Annotated in this window: 10 protein-coding genes and 4 tRNA genes; 5 read left to right on the plus strand and 9 right to left on the minus strand. The window is 35.3% G+C overall.

Going from position 1 to position 22,655, the window contains the following annotated elements; all coding sequences use genetic code 11:
- Window positions 1-58: 58 nt before the first annotated feature.
- The 4 genes from AB1278_RS18470 to AB1278_RS18485 all read right to left on the minus strand — a co-directional run bounded on the left by AB1278_RS18470 (window position 59) and on the right by AB1278_RS18485 (window position 12,899).
- Window positions 59-583 carry a thermonuclease family protein gene (locus AB1278_RS18470; protein WP_395972690.1) on the minus strand — a complete coding sequence of 175 codons (525 nt, stop codon included), beginning with the start codon at window positions 581-583 and terminating at the stop codon, window positions 59-61.
- A gap of 216 nt (window positions 584-799) precedes the next feature.
- Complete coding sequence (locus tag AB1278_RS18475; RefSeq protein WP_202839832.1) at window positions 800-1,201, minus strand: hypothetical protein; 402 nt, start codon at window positions 1,199-1,201, stop codon at window positions 800-802.
- A 7-nt stretch (window positions 1,202-1,208) separates the two neighbouring features.
- Window positions 1,209-11,498: a SpvB/TcaC N-terminal domain-containing protein gene (locus AB1278_RS18480; protein WP_429816253.1), complete on the minus strand. Its 10,290-nt coding sequence runs from the start codon at window positions 11,496-11,498 to the stop codon at window positions 1,209-1,211.
- Window positions 11,499-11,507: 9 nt separating this feature from the next.
- Window positions 11,508-12,899 (minus strand): T9SS type A sorting domain-containing protein, encoded by a 1,392-nt coding sequence (locus tag AB1278_RS18485; RefSeq protein WP_343643599.1) that lies wholly within the window; start codon window positions 12,897-12,899, stop codon window positions 11,508-11,510.
- A gap of 498 nt (window positions 12,900-13,397) precedes the next feature.
- Between AB1278_RS18485 and AB1278_RS18490 the strand changes: the two genes are divergently transcribed.
- The 5 genes from AB1278_RS18490 to AB1278_RS18510 all read left to right on the plus strand — a co-directional run bounded on the left by AB1278_RS18490 (window position 13,398) and on the right by AB1278_RS18510 (window position 16,427).
- Window positions 13,398-13,472 (plus strand) — tRNA-Pro (locus AB1278_RS18490).
- A gap of 12 nt (window positions 13,473-13,484) precedes the next feature.
- Window positions 13,485-13,558 (plus strand) — tRNA-Arg (locus tag AB1278_RS18495).
- 362 nt (window positions 13,559-13,920) lie between these two features.
- Window positions 13,921-13,995, plus strand: a tRNA-Pro gene (locus AB1278_RS18500).
- A 14-nt stretch (window positions 13,996-14,009) separates the two neighbouring features.
- Window positions 14,010-14,083: transfer RNA gene (locus AB1278_RS18505), tRNA-Arg, on the plus strand.
- 868 nt (window positions 14,084-14,951) lie between these two features.
- Window positions 14,952-16,427, plus strand: a complete 1,476-nt coding sequence (locus tag AB1278_RS18510) for a tetratricopeptide repeat protein (RefSeq protein WP_343643491.1) — start codon at window positions 14,952-14,954, stop codon at window positions 16,425-16,427.
- Window positions 16,428-16,560: 133 nt separating this feature from the next.
- Here the strand turns inward: AB1278_RS18510 and AB1278_RS18515 are convergent, their stop codons facing one another.
- The 5 genes from AB1278_RS18515 to AB1278_RS18535 all read right to left on the minus strand — a co-directional run bounded on the left by AB1278_RS18515 (window position 16,561) and on the right by AB1278_RS18535 (window position 22,655).
- Window positions 16,561-17,400 carry an SH3 domain-containing protein gene (locus tag AB1278_RS18515; protein ID WP_429816256.1) on the minus strand — a complete coding sequence of 280 codons (840 nt, stop codon included), beginning with the start codon at window positions 17,398-17,400 and terminating at the stop codon, window positions 16,561-16,563.
- Window positions 17,401-17,424: 24 nt separating this feature from the next.
- Window positions 17,425-18,252 (minus strand): 50S ribosomal protein L11 methyltransferase, encoded by an 828-nt coding sequence (gene prmA / locus AB1278_RS18520; protein ID WP_202840916.1) that lies wholly within the window; start codon window positions 18,250-18,252, stop codon window positions 17,425-17,427.
- Between the two features lie 442 nt (window positions 18,253-18,694).
- Window positions 18,695-19,408, minus strand: a complete 714-nt coding sequence (locus AB1278_RS18525) for a 3-ketoacyl-ACP reductase (RefSeq protein WP_343643489.1) — start codon at window positions 19,406-19,408, stop codon at window positions 18,695-18,697.
- 172 nt (window positions 19,409-19,580) lie between these two features.
- Window positions 19,581-21,143: a calcineurin-like phosphoesterase C-terminal domain-containing protein gene (locus AB1278_RS18530; protein ID WP_411414384.1), complete on the minus strand. Its 1,563-nt coding sequence runs from the start codon at window positions 21,141-21,143 to the stop codon at window positions 19,581-19,583.
- A 63-nt stretch (window positions 21,144-21,206) separates the two neighbouring features.
- Window positions 21,207-22,655: a SusD/RagB family nutrient-binding outer membrane lipoprotein gene (locus tag AB1278_RS18535; protein ID WP_202840917.1), complete on the minus strand. Its 1,449-nt coding sequence runs from the start codon at window positions 22,653-22,655 to the stop codon at window positions 21,207-21,209.

A 22,655-nucleotide genomic window follows, 5' to 3' on the forward strand; every position in this document is an offset into this window, starting at 1 on the left:
GAAACTGTCTCATTTTTTTTGAGACAGTTTTTGTTTTTTCTTCTATCCTTTAGAATATTTATGCAACTCCTTTTATTTTTGCTCCGTTCTTAGCCGCTTCGATTTTCTTAGTATTCCTAAGCTCACGTTTCATTTTACGGTAGTCCCAGGGAGCAACCGCATTGATATCCTGCCAAAGGCCTATTTTCTTCTGTTGTGCAGCTTCCTGCAGTTTTCCCAAAGAGGCATCTTTGGAATAGGAAAAATACCACCATCCCATTCCTGCTTTGATAAGCTCTTTGGAAAGGTATTTCCCATCGTCATAATACACTTTCGCAATGGATCTTCCATAACGGTCCTTAGTCGTTTCAACAAAGCTTACCGTTTTCCCAAAAACCTGAGCAGAAGTAAACTGTTTCGCATTTTTACCGAACGCCTGCCCACTTTCCGGACAATCGACTTCAGCCAACCTCAGTTTTTTTTGCTGGTTGCCTTTTAACAGTAAAGTAATGGTATCTCCGTCTGAAATTTTAATCACTTTTCCGGTAGTCTGTGAGAATAGAAATACAGGGAAAAGTAGGTACAGCAGCATTAATCGTTTCATAAGGCAAATATAGGGATTAGTGGAGCTTTTTAATTAAAAAACCTCGCGTTTTGCGAGGTTTTTTACTATTGAATTGAGTTATTTGATTTTTTTGCCTCAAAGTCGGGAGACTTTGCTGAGCGGGAAATTTTAAGTAATCTTAATTTTTAAATGTTATATGTTATATGTTATATGTTATATGTTATATGTTATATGTTATATGTTATATGTTATAATTTATTTTAATTGCCATACAGAACTATACATTTTTTTTTGCTTGAAAAACTGTTCCTTATTAATCTCTTGTATCTTGTATCTCTTTACGTGATAATAATAAACGCCTTTATATGCTGAATATTGATTTTTATAATTATTGTTTATAAATTTATTTCCTTCTAAAGTTGATGTAGCAATAATTTCACCTGACTTTATATATACATTTAAAACACTCGGGATTGTTAAACTATAACCATGTTCCTCTTTATGCATTAAATTATATTCTCCATTAATTTCTAATACATAATATTTATCCATAATATGAACTTCATTTTTGCTTATAAAGAAGTCTGAAAGAAAAACTTTTACGAAAAAAACTCCTACTAATAATATTGATATAACTATAAATATTTTAAATTTCATTTTACAATTATTTAATTTTTGAATTTTTATAGGATTGAATAAAAAAGTCTTTTGTTGGTACGGTCCACATATATAAATGAAACTTGCTGCTACTGCTACTCTTATCCCTTTTTAATAAGCCATCTGTTGCTGATCCTAATGTTTTAGTGTCAAAGACACTCATAATGACATTTTTCCCATCATCACTTACTCTTGCTGTTGACCAAAAGCTTCCTAATACATTCTTTTCTTTAAAGAAAGTATTATCCTCATAAAATTTACCCGAAATAAAGTCTCCTAAAGAATTCATAGCTATTTTCCAAAATTCTTGACCTCCAATCTTTCCAATATCATAAAAGTAACCTTGGGTTTCTCCATTCTCAATTTTTCCATCTTTACCTAATAATTTTGCTAATTCAACTTGGGCTTGTTTTACAGAACTTGTATTTTTTACCAAATCAAGAACAGGTCCTGCCATTACAGTATTTTGTGGATCTGCTTGAATCCCAAATATTCCTCCAATAAATTTAGCCGTCTTATTTCTAGTATTAGCAGTATGATCAAAATACCAAGTTTGTGTATTTGGATTAATCCTAAAACTATTTGTTTCAAAAGATTTAAAATTATGAGCTCTTCCCTCATACTTTTTAACAATATCTACCTGCTTCCCATTAGGATCAACATACTTAATCGGATTCTGATAGGTATAGATATAAGGATTCAGATTACCCCAATAAAATATTCCCCCATTATGCTCTCCATCACCATAAAACTGAATCTCCATTACTGGATTGTAAATCGCTAATGGATCCACGCCATACCAAATACTTGCTCTCGGGTTATAATATCTTGCTCCATAATAATACAGCCCTGTTTCTCTGTCAAGCTCTTTTGCATTGAACTTATATGGGTTATCATATACTCCTGTTTGCTGCTCCAGCATTGTTTCCCCGAATGGTAAATTTAAGAAAAACTGCGTACTCTGAGCACTGGAATTGGTAACAAATGTTGCCGTTCCTAAATGGTCATTATGCAAATAGTACAATCCTAACTGGCTTGTTGGTCCGTTTAAAGTATTCAGCTCTGCCAAGGAAATATCACCTACTCCTGCTTTTTCAAGGTATGTTTTGAAGTCAACAGAAGGGTCAGGTTCTCTCATTGTGGTTCCCTGATCAGATGTTCTGAGATTTAATGGAATAAAAATATTGCCTCCATCCATCACCCTGCTGGCAAATCGGGTTGATCCTTCAAAATAATGTTTGGTATACTGTCCGTTTAAGGATACCGTTACATATGGATTAGGATACAAAGTGTAATCAGTTAAGCTTAAGCTACCCGGATCTACCAACTCACCGTTCTGATACAGCTGAGAGCTTCCATGAAGGTTGTATTTTATCGTTCTTTCTCCTTTGTCGTCGTATGCATAATACTGGTATACTCCGGAGTCGTCACTATAGAATGCTTTCAAACGGTCCTGTTCATCCCAGAACATCTGCTTGGCACCAAATTCATCAACATGTTTAATGGTATTCCCATTATCATCATATTCGAAAAGTTGCTGCGTACCACTGATATTACCGTCAATAATTGTCTTCACTTTATGAGTTTCCGGAATATACTTGTAGTTATTAGAATACGTATTCAATGGGTTCGGCTGCTGGTCGATCTGATGCACCTGCTCCTTCAATACAATTCCTCCACTTTCGTTATATGTTACCTTTCTAAGCTCAAAATGTGAATTACTTTGCGCATATGGAGAAGTATTGGGTGTTGTAGGAGTTCCTCCTTTATCATTAAGCCCCATATCACTTTCCGTACCAATCAATCTGTTTAAGGTATCATATCCGTATTTGAAAGCATACGTTCCTCCCATCTGGTTCGGAGTTACTCCTACGTCATTGGCAAGACGGATAATATTTCCTCTCTTATCATACTCATAGCTGTTGGATAAGAACGCATCGGAATTGCTCCATAATCCAAAGTGATTTAACCTTCTGTTGGTAGCAATATATGAATAATTTGTTCTTGTTCCATTTCCATAGTTGGCTGCTGTTCTCTGCTCATAAAGGTCATATTTGATATTCTGAATATAATTATAACTTCCGTTGCTTACCGTTTTAAGATTTCCTCCCAGGTCATAATTGTAAGTAAGCTGCTCTCCATCCGGATATGTCAGTTTTTTAAGACGGTTCCAGCTGTCGTAGACATAATCCGTTTTGAATTCCATAGTCGGAATATTGTAACCGAATATTCTGCGGGTTTCCGATATTACTTCACCCAGCTTACCATAATTGTAAGTAGTATATCCTGTGCCATCTGTTTTCGTTGTAATCCTTCCGGAATTATTTCCTGAATTGGCAGGCATATAATCATAATGAACGTTATTAGGATTAGTAACTCCGCTCGGAAGATCAGGAAGTATAATATCTGTCAGTCTGTTCTTATCATATTTATAATGAATCTGATGGGTTTGTATAGTGGGATCATTTGCCAAATTTGGGGTTCCAAACCAGGTAAGATGTCCCGCAGCATCATATACATAAGTAGTAAGTCCTTTATCAGGATGTACCATTTCTGTTCTTCTTCCGGCAAGGTTATACTTATAAGTTGTCTTTATACCTTGCGGATCAGTTACGTTAAGCAGTTCACCTATTGTATTGTATTCAAATTTTGTAGACAGCGGGTTGCTACTCAGGTAATTTATTTTCTCTACAACCTGTCCTTCTGAATTGGTGAAAGTTTCTGTCCTGGTCACATCCAATTCTTCAATACTTTTAAACAGATTCCCCTCTATTTCGTAGCCAATTGATTTTTCAACACCGTCTTCATATTTAATATTCGTAATCCTATCAGAGTGGTCGTACGTATTGGACAACATAAACTGACTGAGATTCAGATTCAGATTATTATCCTGAATGTCACCTTCCTGAGGCTGATATTGATATAGCTGTCTTCCGAATACATCAAATATTGGTCTTCCTGAAACGGATCTGCGTTCTATGCCATTAATATCAATATCTTTCTTCACCTGTATTACTCTACCCATGAAATCTGAATAGGAATCCGTATTGATAAGATTATTCGGATGGTCTGCATCATAATGAGAGGTTCTGGCACGGAATATTTTAATATTCTGATCCGAACTTGGCATACCATAATGATCAAAATAATAGGAATGAGTTATCGTAGAAACATTTGCAGGACTATAAGGCTCAATGATGGATATTGGTCTTCCATAGTCATCATATCCATATTGTATTACATTTCCTGTAATATCTGTGCTTTTTGTTAATACATCCAAATAAAGATTATACTGACCAAAGGAAATATATCCAAAAGCATCTGTTGTCCTTATTACATACTTACCAGTTTCAGCATCATATTCGTAGGATATAGAATATCTATTTTGTGATTCATCAGGCGGATAAGTTACGGTTTTAACATTACCGGAAGGTTCATAAGTATAATCTGTTATGATATCCTGAGAACCATCAGATACGATGTATTTTCCGATATCTCCTGTATTAACGTTTACATCCTGGGTTTTTCTCTTTCTCAAAAGAGTAGATCCCGTTCCGTCATATACATTGATCTCTTTTGGTACTGCGATCATATTTTTATTCAGTCCTGTCCAATAAGTGATCACAGATTTATAGGAATTGGTAGGGCTGGTATAAGTATAATTTGAAACCAATCCGGTATTATAATCATACTCCATTTTTTCCGTAGTTTCTATTTGCCCACCATTTTCATATCTCGTATTGATCTTTGTATTCAACAGAACGGTAGCCATTTTTCTACCTTCTGTTCCTCCGGTATCAAAACTTTCCGCTAAGTAATTAGGGTCTATTTTGGTTGTATTATCTTTAAATTTATATAAACGATAATTATAGATTACTTTGGAAATTAACGCATCATTTCCCGAAAGGATTTTACTTTCTTTAATTAATCCATTTAAGAAATAACTTGTGTTGTAATACGTATCCTCTGTTTTACGGTAAGGATTTCCATCGATATTTATTTCTTCACGTATTACTTTTCCGAAACCAAAATTATCTCTTTCTCTTCTGTCATATCTGGAATTTTCAAAATTATATCGGGTCACAATATCTTTCTCTGTATTGGAAAGCGTATAGTCTGTACTAAAGACATCCGGGTTTAATATTTTAACATCTTTAACCACCAGCTTTGCATGCGGATCCCCATAGTTCGGCTGTGTAAACTGGTAGTCTACAGTATACTTTCCTTTGGTAATGTTTTGAGTAACAGATTTCAGTTTATTGGTTTTCCCAATCAGGGAGTAATTAACTATAAATCCATTGTTTTTATCTACGACAAGGTCTACAAATCCATCACCGTTCATATCTCTGAAAGCCTTTTGAGTATCAGAAACATTGATACCCAGATTGGCAGTGGCCCCTGCACCTACTTTTATGAAAAGATTCAGAATCGGAACAGGAGGAATAATCGGTATAGGTCCTATATTTACCATAAAGTGTCCTCCGAAAGAGAAATAGCCATTATATGAGCCACTTTCTTCGGTGAAATCCACATTTCCTACTGTTTTAAGCAACGGAATTGCATCATCAAATTTATGTCCTAAATTATAACGAACACTGGTTGATTTAACACATCCTGCTAAGCCATCACAGTTTTTTACCTCAAGAATATCAATTAACCCATCTCCGTTAATGTCTTCATATACCACATCAGCTGTTCCTTTAGAAGCAGAACCTCCCAGGCTGGCACTGATACCGAAGCCAAAGCTGCTTAATGCTCCCATATTAGCAGAAGATCCCAAACCTCCACCTATAGAAATGTTTTCACTTCCTATTGGGTGAGATCGGTAAGTAAGCATATTTTCAACAGGCTTGCGCGCTAACAGCTTTTTTCCTAGATTGAGCATCACACCCATATTCAGATCGCCTCCATCTACTACTCTGTCAGGAAGTCCATCACCATTGATATCCATCCAAAAATTTCTCCCTGAATCAAATGAGTTAAAATACTTTGTAACTCCTGCACTAGCAGATCCCGATCCTGACCAAGGCATTGAAGAATCTCCTTTTGAAGTAGTTCCTAAAAGACCATTTACACTAATTCTTCCAGTGGCCGAAAAAAGGTTGTAAGAGAATCCCAGAGAATTCATCTTCTGATAAGTATTAGAATCAGTAGGGAATCCTCCCGAGGAAACCAGGCTTATATCCTCTAAACTTCCGACAGAGTTCGTCATTTGAATAGACTCCGGATAAACCATATCGGGATAACCATCACCATTAATATCTGAGAATGTCTGAGTTTCAATACTTCCCTTCCCCCAAGGTACAGTTTCAGATTCAGCTGCAGATCCACTTATATTCCCTGATGATACACTTAATGTATTCGTCGTATTACGGGTGTAGCTGCTCTGTTTTCTACTGATAGCCTTCATTGTGGTATCCAATGAAAGTACTCCTGTTACCAGAGTAGTAGGTGTTACCGATGGTGTATTAGGTATAGGATTATTGAAATAATTGACAGTTTCATCATCCTTGAAAGAACTTGCAGAAGCAAACTGATTCTCTCCGGCTCCCACCCAAATACTTTTAACGGTGTAACTCGTACCTCCTGTATTTACCAGTGAACTATATGGTTTCATTGGAGAAACAAATTGGGAAATTGTATTATTTCCTGTGTTAGGATTCGCATTAGGTAAGTTATCAATACACTTAGCCAACTCCTCTGCAGTTAAAGGAGGCTGCTGAATACATTGTGGATAAGTATTTTGAGCTACATTACCCGGAGTCAGAGTTTCTGCTTCAATTGGTTTTCCATAGGTGTAACCTTCTATGATTCCCGGACTGTATAAAAATTGTCCCCAGTTATTATAGACAGCAGTTTTCGGGTTATACATTGCTGTATTTACCGAAGTTGGCGGTACAGAGGTAATCAGCTCACCACTTCCGTAAATTTTGAATGGTTTCCCTTGGAAGTATTGAGAGTATTTATTAAATAAAGCATAATCACCGTCTGTTTTACAGTATATCTGAATATTTACAAGATGAGGTTGACCAAATTCAGGTATCGTCAAATCTCCCTTATAAAAATTGATAGGACTTATTCCTGGAACATCAAATGCACCAATCATATCCTCTTCTTTAATCACGGAGTTAGCTCCGTTAGCAGCTACAGTTACTTTTCTTTTTCCCATAACTGTAGATCCGGTTTTGATTACGTAATAAAACGATCCGGTTGAAAGAGTAGAAAAGTTTGTAACACCTTTGTCTATCTGAACTCCATAAGCTCTTTTCCCACTAACGATGTTAGGATTGTCCTGTGTATTTCTAATGTCTATTTTTCCTCTTAATTGTGTTACGGCATATGAAGGATACTGGACAACAGGATACAGTTCTACATTGACTGAGGTATTATTATTTGAAACAGCATTATAATTTACTTTAATTTTATCCTTCCAGTTACTATTGAAGAATGATGTATAAGAATCAGATTCAACAATAAACTTCAAGTAAACCGGCTCGCTTGAATTTACATTCAAAGTACCTGTAAAAGTTTCAGTATTGAATGAATCATAGGACTGGACATATTCAGAAGAATGAAGCACTGTAACTGTACCAGTATTCGCATTTTCTGCAATCACTTTAAAGGTAAAGCTATCTGTAGTATTGGTGAAATTAACACTTTCAACTGTAATATTTGCTGTCCCCGTACCATCCAGATACACTGATGATAATAAATTATTGGTAAGGAAGTTACTTCCATAATTTCCGTTATTCAGCTTAAACTGATCCTGAAATACAAACTTACTTGACAAAGGGGATCCGGTTGATGGATCAACATAAATAACTTCCGGATTAGAATTTACCTCTAAATTTTTACTCTGGCTTTTATGCAATCTTATGTATACTTTTTCACCACTTTTTACAAAAATCCTGTTGGAACTATTAGCAGCTCCTACCTGATTGGATACTGTATTATATCCTGGGGAAATAGTATTCATTTCTGTATAATAATCATTATACTTCGAGATCGAGATATTTTTCGCAAGGCCCCCGGGATTCAGTTCCGTAAGATAAACTCTTGTATTAACAGAAGCACCCGAAGACATATAAGGGGCTTCCACCGAATAATACATTTTTATGGGTAAATCATTCGGATCTCCAGTATAAGAAGGTACGGATATATTATCTTTAATCGTGATATAACCATCCTGTGAAGCTATCCATACTTTTACAACATCAGTAATTGGTACTGCCGGAATATCTGGAGTAACAATAGGATCGTCCGGTGGTAAGACCGGAGTTGCAATTGGCTTGTCCTTCACTACCATATTTTCTGTAAATTCAGAATGTTTGGTCATTTCAGGCTGTTGTGATATCTTATTATATTTATTAAACCATACCTGCCCATTATTGACAATATCAACCAATCCGTCAGAGTTAGCATCAATCAGATAGGTAGATGTGGTCCCTCTGGATGTAGATTTAATCTGGGATTTGCTGTATACAACTGCTCCCATATCCCATCCTGAATTGTTGGTCTTGGTCTCAGTATAAGTAAAGTTATTATTATAATTCAATAAGGGCTTAGCTGGTAAAAAAGATAAATTTCCATATTGGTCCAGTTTTCCCTGACTGAATTTCAGTTCAGAAGAAGTTCTGTAGATCATATCCTGAATACCATCACCATTAAAATCAATAAGTTGCTGTGCATTTTTTGCTTCAGCAGTAGAATATCCAAAAGGAAATCCAAACATCAGGTGTCCATATGCGTCATTGGAAGAATAAAAGAAATTCAACCCAGCAGCCGGTCTGAAGTTCAATCCATTTTCAGAGGAAATATTTCCATTGATTTTGGAGGGTTTTAGGATGTTTTCGATCAGTCCATTATAGACATTTTCAGAATTCTGTACCTGTACCTGGGTGTCAGGTCCAAATATCTGATTATTTTCTACCTGGTTATAGTATTCAAAAGAATAGTCATCAATAATAGGAAGCGGATTAACAAGTTTAATGTTGTATACCTGACTGTATAATCTTTTTAACCTTGTTTTATTAAATTGTCCATCTTCGTATTCCACACCATATGTTCGTATTTTTTCTGTCTTATGTTTTATATCAATTGATCTTAAAAGATACGGTTCTACCCTCTTTACCCCCTGTTTAGCATTGATACTGATATCTTTTCTGCTAATCCCGGTTTCAGCAATAAAATTAACACTATAATCCTGATTTTTTCCATAAGTTATTTTTTGAATATGAAAATAAACTCCTCCGGTTATATTGTTATTTGTTCCTAGATCTAATGTATTATTCTGATAAGTAAAAATCATTTTATTGCCATGGGCATCTTCTATCATTCTCAACCCCCAGTGAACAATCTGACCTGCATCATTTTTCACAATAGAATTGCTGCTCCCACCATAATAGCTTTTGGTTCCGTTTGTAGAGGTCACCGTCCATGAATACTCTGCAGGACTGTTCCCCTCTCTTTCTATAAGAGTAAAATCATGATTCTTTCTAAGATAAAACTGTTTTTTTCCTGTTGCATTTCTCGATTGCCTTGTAGTTGTAATATTCGTAGATGTTTCACTTACATTATTATGTCTGTGAGGCAGGTAGCCCCCAGGATAAACAAGCATTTCCCCATCCAAGGTATATAGTTCAGTTTCCTGACTACCAAACATGGGCGTTCCCCATCTGGTATCTACTGTAATCGCAGATAATCCCTGAAGATCCCATCCTTCACCCATCCATCCGTTACCCGCACCACTGTTGTAGCCTATAGCTAAAGAAGGCTGTAATCCTCCCAAACCAGCAGGAACCTTGATAGGATAATTCATATTGGCATCACCTTTCTGATTTGCTGTAGGTGCATTCATAAGTTGCATACCTGCCATTGGATCAGCTGCTTTCAATCCACTGATACTAGTTGGTGAAAAAGCCGTCGTTTGGGGAGATTCCGGAGCGGAAATAATTCCGTTGATATAATCATGATCTCCATCTCCTTCTACCATTACCGTTTTATTTTTCTCATCAACAACTGATTTGTCTGCTACCCATTGTTTCTTGGTATAATCAAAGTGAAAGATTTTAATATCTTTTGGAGAAAACAATCCCAACCTTTTGGTATCGTAAGGAATAGTAATCTTAGCTTTTTTCTGCAGATTCCCGGACACTACTGAAAATCTGTAAGCGGCATTATTCAATGTTACATTTTTAAGCCCCTGAGATACCGCAGGAATATCTTTTTCTCTTAATTTCAGAACTTCAATGTAAGCCGATTCTGATGTTCCTTTTTCTATAGAAACATTCATATTTTCATAGCCTATACTGAATTCTTTATCTTTTGAAATTTCAACACCTTTTGGTTTTGCATAGTAATGATCAACTACTTTAAAGGCTTTTGTTGAAGCCGGAATTTTAAAGGTATTGGATATTCCTTCTGCCGTAACAGAGAATAAACCGTCCGTTTTATCTTTTTCCGAAAGTCTGATTACTTTTTCAAACTCTCCTTTCTTTACAGTAACAGTTTCGTTATTTACTATCACATCTGCCAATGTTCCTGAATTCCCTTTTACATATAGCTGATCATCAGAAAGCATAGAACTAATTATGGGAACGGTATCTGATTTTTCATCTTTCTCAAAGACCAGACGCAAATTTTTAACTTTATATTTTACGCCTGCAGAAGGTGAAGTAAATAATACAGAATTGGAACCTGTTTTAATAAGTCCTGAATTAAGCGCTTCTTTTTGATGGCTCCATTTTGCACTTGGAACAATAATTCCTCCTCCTATAGCAATATTATGATTGATAGACCTGGATACAGACTCATGAGAAGCCAGACCAAATAAGTCATATTCCAGATAAACTACCGTATTCTCCTTCACAGCAGGAATATCTATCGTGAAAAAGTTATCAGAAACTTCATCTTCCTCCTGGTCAGTGAAAGTTCCGATTGTTCCTTCTTTTTCTATTGAGGGATAAAAATTATTGATACTACTTTTAGCATCAGTTGTTAATTCAGAAAATTCCTCTTTTCCATTTTCTGCATCAGCAAATACGGAAGATCTTCCTTTCAGAAGATTCTTCCGGGAAAACTTCTCTGATGGTGATAATAGTTGAGAATTGTCTTTTACATTTTGATCAGGCAAATCTACTGTTTTATGAGTCCATTTACTGAGGAGATCTTTTTTGAATTCCCGTACCTTCTGTCTGTCATCTCTGGTAAAGCTTGCAAAAACAAACATACAGCCAAAGAAACCCACTAACAGAAGTGATTTCCTGGTAACAGGAAATTGATCCACATTTATTTTCATGATATAGTTTTAATCAACGATTAATTTGAACGTTTTTATAATTTTTTTGTCTTGGATAAGATTGATAATATAAGCACTCTGAACGTCCAACTGCCCTGTATAATGAGTTGATTTCCGGTCTATATTATCAAGCTTTACAAGTCTTCCCGCTCCATCATAAATGGAAATTCCAAGTCCTTCCATAGAAGGAAAAGTAACGGTAAATATCTGTCCTTTTTTAACAGGGTTGGGATAGAGATTAATTTTGGTCAGATTCAATGATAAGTCACCGCTGCTTACAGGTAATCGGGAGCCTGAATTTTGATTTTGACCTGAACTTTCTGTTTTAGGATTTTTCAGAGGACTAATTGCAAAAGTAAAGTGAGCAGTATCACCACTATCAAATTCATTCAGAAAATCAACTTTATTAAAAACAATATACTTTTCAGCTTCGGTACCCTGAATTTTTTGAATACTGCCATCAGTTTTTTTCAAAAACATCCAGTAAGCAATAGGTAAAGAGTCCGGATTTACTGTTTCTTTCAAAATCCTTATTGTATAATCTTTTGTGGGAACCTTATTTCCTATAAAGTTTATTTCCCAGTTTTTCTGAAGGATATCAAAATCCCCGTCATTTTTCAACGATAATTCTTTATTATCATCAGACCAGATTACAAACTGGTTATTATCAAAAACTGCATGATTTTCAACATTCGTTCTCTCGATAGCGTTTTTACCAATTGTTAAAAATAAATCTGCCTGGTTGGACGACTGTTTTTGATACAATTCATTACCATCGTCTCTTCCTAATCCGGTAGGTCTATATTTAAATTCTTTATGCTTTTCCGGATCCCAGATAATCTTTCCATTACTGCTGTAATATTTTCCTTTTTCCAGTGAAATTCCATATTTAATAGAAAGATAAGAGTGAATTTTATTAAGATCCGCAGATTTTGCTTTTCTTGACAAAAATATCATCTCATAAAGGTTCTGATCTTCAAATTTAATTTTCAAACTATCAGATTTCTCACGGTTCAAATCAGCAATTGCTACAAACGAAAAAATACTCGGCTTTTTTCTAATTTCAACGTTTTCTTTCCCATCGGTTTTAAAGTTGTTATTTTCTAGAAAAATCTTCTTTTCAGTATTTTCCCATATCAATTCATCTTCCTTCGATCGATGGACAGCTGTAAGAGTATAACTCTTATTTTTACTGTATTTAATATATTTTTTGAAGAGCTTATCCTTGATACCACAATGAAAATTGAGTAAATTTCCATCTTTGTACTTCGTTACTTCGAGAAGTGTTGGATTGGCTTTTTCCCATAGTTGAACATTAGATCCAACCAGTTGAGAATAAGCAGAGACAGTGCACGATAAACAAATTATCGTGAATGCCTTAGAATAAAAAAGGTTATGCATATTAGTTTTTTTTACCAATAGTCAGCAGCAGCCGACTGAAGTTTAGTTTAAAAATTAATCGAAAAAGATAAACTATCTTAAAAATCCAGAATATAATAGTATAAAGAGATAGAAGTGATTAATTTATTCATAAGATTACAATTGTATTAGTTTTTTTTTACAAATTTATAAAAGAAATAGATACCACAAGTTTTTTTAAAAACAATTTTTATTAAGAAGAAAAAACTATAATCCTTTTATTTGGTAGAATGATTAGTGAGAAATTTATTATTAAAACAAAAAACATGAACAATGCTTTCAAATTTAAAGAGGAAAAAAGAAAAATTTTTAAACTTTTTAAAACAAGATAAGTCTATGGTTATTAACCCGGTAAAGGTAATAAAAAAGAATTCAGGAAAATTAATTAAAAAATATTCTTCATTTTATTTTTTTTATTCCAAAAAGTATTGCAAATTTGCAGCCCTAAAAACGATGTAAATTCGTTATTAATAACACTCTCGGGGCGTAGCGTAGTCCGGTCATCGCGCCTGGTTTGGGACCAGGAGGTCGCAGGTTCGAATCCTGCCGCCCCGACTTAAAAAATTAGGGTGCGTAGCTCAGCTGGATAGAGCATCTGCCTTCTAAGCAGACGGTCAAAGGTTCGAATCCTTTCGCGCTCACATAAAGACTTACTGGAAACAGTGAGTCTTTTTTGTTTTTATTCCCTCAAACAATAATTACTAAATAGAGCATCCCGATTTCAATCGGGACGGCAAAAGTTCGAATCCTTTCGCGCTCACATAAAGACTTATTGGAAACAGTGAGTCTTTTTGTTTCTCCTCAGATTTGGGTAAAATAAACCGTTTTAGCATGGGATTATAAAAACAGTATAAGACTATGATTTTTAAATATGTACAATTAATCAAGAAGCACTCATGAAAAATTAATTAAAAATTATTCCTTATTTTATTTTTTTATTCCAAAAAGTATTGTACCTTTGCAACCGCAAAAACGAAGTAAAATTCGTTACTGATGACACCTTCGGGGCGTAGCGTAGTCCGGTCATCGCGCCTGGTTTGGGACCAGGAGGTCGCAGGTTCGAATCCTGCCGCCCCGACTTAAAAAAATTTAGGGTGCGTAGCTCAGCTGGATAGAGCATCTGCCTTCTAAGCAGACGGTCAAAGGTTCGAATCCTTTCGCGCTCACATAAAGACTTACTGGAAACAGTGAGTCTTTTTTGTTTTTATTCCCTCAAACAATAATTACTGAATAGAGCATCCCGATTTGTAATCGGGACGGCAAAACTTCGAATCCTTTCGCGCTCATATAAGACTTTCGGAAACAGTGAGTCTCTTTGTTTTAATACCTACAATTACTCAAACGAAAAAAAAGAAATGGGACATCCGGATTCATCATTATTTATTGAAAATAAAAGTTTATTAACCGGATAACTTATCCTTCCTGTTGAAAAAATCAATGTATAGCTTATATAAGATATCTCATTGTAACCGTATAAGCCCATATGATTCTGATGTATTATTTGATTTATTGTTCATTTTTCATCAGTAAATCTATTTTATATTTATTTTAAAAGTAGGATTTGCAGTATTAATTCTTAGTAAAAAACACAGGTAAAGAATGACTTACTCTTATTAATAAATTATTTTTTATTTCTTGTTAACGTCTTTGCGCAAAAGCAAACACAACAACCACACCATAACAAAGCCTATCTACAGTGCTTACAAACTATTAACATACATCATGCATACAACATAATAAACAACTCTACATATAGCACAAAAACAAAATGATGTATTTATGATGTATTCAATTATTCTTCTTGTTTGTTTTTTTTTTTTGAAATTGCAGACAAATTACTGATTCTAAAGCACAAATAGATCAAAAAACCTTTATGATGCCTACAGGTGGGATTAATAGTCCCACCCGTTTTTTTAAATGGCATTATGCTGAATGACAAGAATCAATACACTGCAGATTATATAGATTATATCTTAATGAATTTATTTTATCATGTATCCATCTCATTCCTGTATTATCTTTAATTCTATAGCCATGAACACATTGAAAAACTTTAACAGGATAATCTATTGCCTGATTTTTACATTTTGTTGTTCTAAACTATTTCCACAACGCTATACTATACACCAAATAGATACTTTACTTATAAAAACCAATGAAGAACTCAGGACAAAATTATCTAACAAAGATCTTATCATCTGGAATCAAAAAATTATAAAATCCGCCATTAAGAATAAATATCCTAAGGGAGAAGCATGGGGTTATGCCAATATTGCGAATCGTCTATGGTTGACGGGAGAATTTAAAAAGGCTCTGGAATATCTGAGCTATGCGGAAAAGAAATCGAAAAAGATTAATGATGGCTTTCTTACCGGTAAAATCAATCAGGAGTATTCACAAGTCTATAACAGAATGAATCTACCCAAAATGGCTTTAGATTATAATTTAAAAGCCATGAAATATGCTTTAAGATTAAAAAAAGATAATCAGGACTGCCGTTTTTTCTTACGGTATGTCTATTCAACCCGGGCGGTTTATTTCAGCGGAACCCAACAGCTGGACTCATCACTTATCTATCTCCATAAAGCTATGAAAATTGATCCCAATCCTTTAGATATAGCCCATATAGCAAGGCATTATACAATATACAAGTGGAATTTAGATTCAGCCAACTCTTATTTTAAAAAAGCCTTTGACCTGTTAGAAACCCAAAGGTTTAAGCATAATAAGTACCAAACAGCAGTAGCCTTATATGATTATGGCATTTTTATGCAGGTACAGAAAAAAAATAACGAGGCTATTAATGCTTTCAGCCAATCTGTTAAACTGGCAAAAGAAGTAGACAGACCTCAGCTGGTTTTAAATGATTACAGATTGCTTGCCTCGGTGTACAAGGCGCTAAAAAAAACTGACAAAGAAGTTGAATATTTAAATAAAGCAGCCTCACTAAATGATAGTATATACAATAACCTAAGCAGTGCTATCACATTATCTTTCAATAAAATAACTAAAGAAGATGAGGAAGAAAAAATGAAAGCTAAAAATCAAGCAGTTTTATGGTATGGAGGGATTTCATTTGTAATCATTACTGTATTGTCTCTTTATTTTTATCAGCAGATTAAAAGAAAGAAAAAAAAGCTTGTAGAAAGCAAACAAATCATTCTTCAGCAGGAAGAAGAAACAAAAATTCTAAAAAGAAAGCTCAGTGAAAATCATGAGCAGATCATCCAGCTGGCAAAGAAAAACAGTGTTGGTTTTTTATCATTATTTCAGAAGACTTATCCTGAAGTCTGCCAGCAGCTTTTAAAAATCAATCCTCGTCTTTCTCATTCCGATTTATCTTTCTGTGCTATGATATGGTTAGGATTCTCTTCAAAAGAAATTGCACAATATTCTTCAATGGAGCATAGATCTGTACAAACAAAAAAATACCGTTTACGCAAAAAATTATACCTTGATGCAGAAAGTGATCTCTATCAATCTATCAAATCAATATCTGAAACCGAATAATTTTAGAGGAACACAAACAGCTGTTTTTACTAATTAATAAATATGATGGTGGTTATCTGCAAACGGGTTTCATCATGACATTATACTAAAAATCCCTCAACCGTAATTGAGGGATTTTAATTACATTCTGATTTTATTTCAGTCTGTATGTATTTCCATTCCAAAGGTAAGTTTTGGAAGAATGTTTTTTCTTCTCTTTCTCTTTCTCATCTACTTCCATATCTTCCACTTTTAAGATAAATGCATTGGGAATTCCTCCTTTATCATTTGGAAAAATATATTCTTCACTGTGATAAAAAACACCGGCATCCCCTACATTCATTAATTGCGGAAGAGTAATAAGTTTTTTATCCTTAAAAAGAACGTACTGATCATAGCCGGCAATTCCACAGGCTTCTCCGGAAACTGAAGCTTTAAGAGTAAATTCTACATTTTGAAGCTTGTGGCTGCTTTCAATATTAAAAGATGCTGAACTCAGTTCTTCTCCTTTTCCTGTATCAAAATACACCTCATCAAGGAGCATACTTCCTTCCAATACTTTTATTCCGGCAATATTCTGCTTTTCAGTCTCATTGAATTCTTTGTTCTTCCTGTCAATTGTTTTGGAAAGCCCAAAAAGGAAATCGTACCCGTTTTTATTGCGGTATCCTACACAAAGATTACCCCCCCAAATATATCCTTCCACTGTATTTTCACCTTTCTGATATGATATTTTATACCAGTTGGCAGCTCTTTCTCCCAATTTCAGAACGCCTTCTTCTTTTTTCAGAATCATTATCTGCTGATTGGTCTGAAGTGAATCTACAATCTGGGCATTTACTGTGGGATCTAATCTCACCCGGGTCCAATCTGTAAAGATCTTCTGCGTTTTATTTTCTTCGAAACCAAAGATACCATCTGCATATACTTCATTTTCCTGAGCTGTAAAAAACTGCAGCATCAGTAAAAGTAAAGCTGTCCATAAAGCTTTCATATTCGTATTTTGTTTTTTTGTGTGTTATTTTTCAAGCAGAAGACTTACCCATTCTTCACGCTGCAACTTCTTTTTAAGCCCTAGTCCGCTCTCTTTACATACTTCCAGAATATCATCTACATCAAAGAAGCAAAGGCCTGAAAGTAATAATTTTCCACCGTCATTCAATACAGAAACATAGGTTGGGATATCTGAAATCAGGATATTCCTGTTGATATTGGCTAAAATGATATCATAATTTTCTTTCCCTAAGTTTTCTGCAGTTCCCTGTTCAATATCCAGTTCTACATTATTTCTTACTGCATTTTCTTTTGAGTTTTCTACTGACCATTCATCAATATCGATAGCTTTGGTATCTCCGGCGCCCTGCTGTTTTGCATAAATGGCTAATACGGAAGTTCCGCATCCCATATCCAATACTTTTTTACCCTTGAAATCAATATCCATCATTTGCTGGATCATCAAATGGGTTGTAGGGTGATGCCCCGTTCCGAAAGACATTTTAGGCTGAATGATAATTTCATGCATTCCCGGTACAGATTCGTGGAACTCTGCTCTGATCAATACTTTATCATCTATATTAATTGGAGAAAAATTCTTTTCCCATTCTTCGTTCCAGTTGATGTTCGGCATTTCTTCGAAAGAATATTCGATTTTTACGTTTTCGTTTTCAAAGATCGGAAGTCCTTTCAACTGATCTTCGTGAAACAAATCTGTCTGGATATATCCTAAAATTCCGTCAATTTCTTCTGTAAAGCTGTCAAAGCCTATTTCTATAAGCTCTGCCATTAATATCTCATTCCAGGGTTGTAATGGAGAAATTTTGAAATTGAATTCTAAATAATTTTGCATGTGAATAATTTCTGCAAAAATACTAATGTTATTACTGTTAAAAAAATGATGGAGTCATTTTTGGCTGAAACCGGGGAGTTTTATGTTTTTTAAATTGTGGATGTGGTAAAAAAGTTTATTTGTGAATTTTTTCTCCCACAAATTATACGGATGACACAGATGATTGCATCGTATTTTCAATAGAGGCGGGTTTTAGCCCGTCTTCAAAATCATGACAAATTTCCATTGGCTTCAGCCAAAACGTATTTTTTCTATCCTAAAGGCTATGTAGATTTTTTGAAATGCGAAAGATTCTAAGTTTTGGCTAAAATTTAAATAGAAACATAAAAAATAAAGCGGGCTAAAGCCCGCTCCTATTGAATTTTATTGTTCATGAGAAGAATTCTTGTTAACAGCTTTAGACTTTAAACATTAAACTCTGAACTTTAAATTTTTAAATCTCTTAAGGATTCGTAGAGAAAATAGAACCGTTAGCGATCAGCGCTCTTCTGTTCATTTTGAGAATATCTCTTACCCATTCTGCGAAATCTTCCGGTTGTAATACTTTGTCAGGATTTCCGTCTGTAAGACCGCCCTGGATGCTCATATCTGAAGCAATTGTACTTGGAGTCAAGGTGATGACACGGATATTTTGTTTTCTCCATTCTGCCATCATGGATTGAGAAAGAGATACTACGGCTGCTTTTGAAGCGGCGTATGCAGACATATTCGGTCCCCCTTTCAGCCCTGCAGTAGAAGCTACGTTCACGATATCACCTTCTCCTTTAGCTTTCATAAATGGATAAGCTGCCTTAGCTGCATAATACACCCCGAAAAGATTGGTTTTAATCACCTGCTCCCATGTTTCGGATGGCATTTCTTCGATCGATCCAAAGTCTCCGATTCCCGCATTATTGATCAGAATATCAATTCCTCCCAACTGCTCTGCTAAAGATTCTATTCCAGCTTTTACCTGAATTTCATTGTCTACAGAAAATACGGCATATGCTGAATGTACTCCTGATTTTTTGATTTCTTCAACCGTCATTTTAAGGTTTTCCTCGTTTCTTCCTGTAATGGCAACGTTTACTCCTTCATTAGCCAAAGCAAGTGCAACAGCTTTTCCTAATCCTCTTCCACCACCTGTTATGATGGCATTTTTTCCGTTTATATTCATAGTAATAATACTTTTCTTGATACAAAGTTACGAAAGAACATTTTTACGAAACAGCGAAAACATGGATTTAATAGTTTTTTAATTGTTTATCGTAAAACTCGATAAAAATTAAAACCGGCTCATAAGAACCGGTTTCAAATCTAAAAAAGGTATAGTAAAAAAAATAAAAAGCTTAAGGAATCTGGATGGCGTTCTGAACTTCAAATTCTTCTGAAGCTGAGAATTCATTTCCATACATGTCTACAGCTTTCACCTCAACTTTGTGTTTTCCTAATGCTAATTTCTTAGGAAAATCCGCTTCCCAGATATGTTTTGACATTTCAGGATTGGAAGGTCTTCTTCCCGGAAGAATTTTCTCTGTAGAATCCCATTTGAAAACAGAAAGAGCAAAATTCGGGTCGATGGTTTCATCATATGTCATTTCTTCCCATTTTCCACCGTCTATTCTGTATTCTACCTTGTCTTTTTTGCTTCCCATGAAGAAATTGGCCAGTACTTTGGCAGAAGTTCTTGAGGAAGGAATTACTTTCGGAACATATAATTTGATCTGATAATCTTCCGGTTTTCCGGCAGTTCTGTATTTCACTTTATACTGATTGTCTGTAAAGCTGATGAAAGAATATCCTTTCGCGGTTCCGTCTCTCATGGTTGAGGTAGGAAGTCCGGCATCATCTGGTGTTCCTGAATACCAGTCGCCGCAGGTAGTTCCAACATTATATTCGTGTAATTCTTTTATTCCGTTCCAGCCTGCTTTTTTGCCATAGAAAATCTGTTGCTGGATATGGGTATGTGCTGACAAAAGCAATACATTCTGGAAAGGATTTAAGAAATCAAATAACTTCTGACGGTCCGCATTTCTGAAGTTGTCTTCATTATTATGTTCCAATGGAATATGGAAAGAAATGACAATCAGTTTATTCTTATCAACCAGTTTCAGATCGTTTTCAATAAACTGAAGCTGATCTTCGCGGAATCCACCCCAATATCCTTTACCGTCTCTCGGGTCCGGATAAAGAATATCATCCAGAATGATGAAGTGTATATTACCATAGTTGAAAGCGTAATTGGCCGGACCAAAGTTCGATTCAAATGTTTCATCGGAAAGCTTGTCTTCTTTTGCATCATAATTCATATCATGATTTCCCATCACATTATACCAAGGCAGTCCAACTTCTTTCATAACGTCTGCATAAGGTTTCTGAAGGCTTAGATTATCACCTACCAAATCTCCCAGACTGATTCCCAGTACTGCATTTTTCTTGGTATTTTTCACTTCGTTTACGATTCCTCTTTTGAAGTAATCCAGTTCTTTTTCTGTGTAAGGCTGAGGATCACCGAAAACAAGGATGTCAAAATTTTTGTTTTCGTTTTGCTTATAAAGCGGGAAGTTCAGTTCTTTGGGAAGGTCTCCTGTGGGAGCAACTCCTTTGTATTTAAAATCTGCAGGGGATCCATTGGGTTTATGATGATAATAAAACTGTGGAAGATTGTTTGTATTTAAAGCTGTCTGATACCCTGAAGGTTTGATGACAAAAATACTCTGATCTTCCTGAACCGGAAGACTGTATCTACCGTTTTTATCCGTAAGAACTACCTGAACACCATTAGAAACGGCTACTCCTTCAATTCCTTTTTCGCGGTTTTCTTTCTTTTGGTTTTTGTTACTGTCTTCATATACATATCCAGACACAGAAGCTTGTGAGAAAGCCATTGCTGAAACCAGCATACAAGGCATGATGTATTTTATATTGATACTCATTTTTTTAATTTTTAAATTATTTTAATCTTTAAATCACAATTATTTATTCCACCACATTTTCACATTGATATTGTCTCCTCCCATTGATTGTACGGCTGCATTATAGTTATCCGCATTCATTACTTTTGTAGCGGTAGGATACATGAATCTCACAGGCATCTGTCCGCCGTTCTGAAGTCCGCCGTTATTTGGAAGTGCCGGAAGTTTCGTACGTCTGTACTCATACCATTGCTGATGATCAACAAAAAACAGGGAAATGTATTTCTGAAGCATAATTTTTTCCAGAGAACCGTCATACGCCACTTTAGGATTACTGAAGTAATTGGCAGGAACTGTTGCTCCCCATTGTTCGATTATAGATTTCACCCCGGTTTCGTAATAGGTCTGCTGATTTCCTGCAATAATTCCTTTATTAACCAATTCTGCCAGAATAAACTGTACTTCAGAATAGGTCATGATTAAAATCTTTAAAGGTGCTTTCGCCAGGTTCTGGTTCAGGTTGGAAGGCTGATAGTTGAAAGATGTTCCCAACGCATATCCTGATGGAGCTCCTTTATAACCAAGATCTTCTCCTGACGTTGCTTTAGCCTTAGTGAAAAACATGCTCAGTCTTGGATCATTATTATCTTTCATGGCATTAACAAAGAATTCACCTGCTGCCCTGTACGCTGTAAAATCCTGTGGACGGGCGATCGGCGGTAAATAAGGAGATATTCCGGAAAGTGGCAGCACTGCGCTGTCTGTGTTATTCTGGAAAATTGGGTATTGTGCCGGATTATTGATAATTTCCTGAATTCTTTCATACACATTCACTTCTCCGTTCCGGCTTAGAATTCTGGTCAGTAATCTTAATGACAGAGAGTTACAGAATTTTTTCCATCCTAAAATTCCGGTCTGACTATTTGTATTGGCGTTATAAAACAGATCTGTTTCCGTTAATGCCTGATTGGTATTGAATAACGAGTTGGCTGTTTTCAGGTCATTTAACAGCTGGATATAAACATCTTTCTGCTTATCATATTTTGGTTTTAAAATATTTTCTTCAACTCTTAATGCTTCAGATAAAGGGATATCCCCAAAAGCATCAGTAAGATTGGAGGCAATCCATGCGTTCAGGACCATTGAAATCGCCAGATAATTATTATTCTGTTCTTTTGTTGCATATTTTCTAAGATCGCTTACCTGCTTAAGCCATCTGTAAGAAGTATTCCAGTATCCGTTACCACTTTTTTCATCCATATAATATCTGCTGTAGGAATTTCCTTCGTTGGGAAAGTCTAAAGCGATCTGCATGATATCAAATGTAAAATCATCTGCCCTGTTATAGCCATAACTTCCCATTTCATACTGTATCGGAGCGAGAAGGCTGCCAACTGAAGGGTCTTTAACTTTACTGGTATCTGTATTCATTTCATCAAAGGTTCTGTCACAGGATTGAAGCATGAAAACAGAAACTGCCAATGTCAGATGTATGATTATTTTTTTCAT

The sequence above is a fragment of the Chryseobacterium sp. NRRL B-14798 genome (genome assembly GCF_050470705.1).
Classification (GTDB): Bacteria; Bacteroidota; Bacteroidia; order Flavobacteriales; family Weeksellaceae; genus Chryseobacterium; species Chryseobacterium cupriresistens.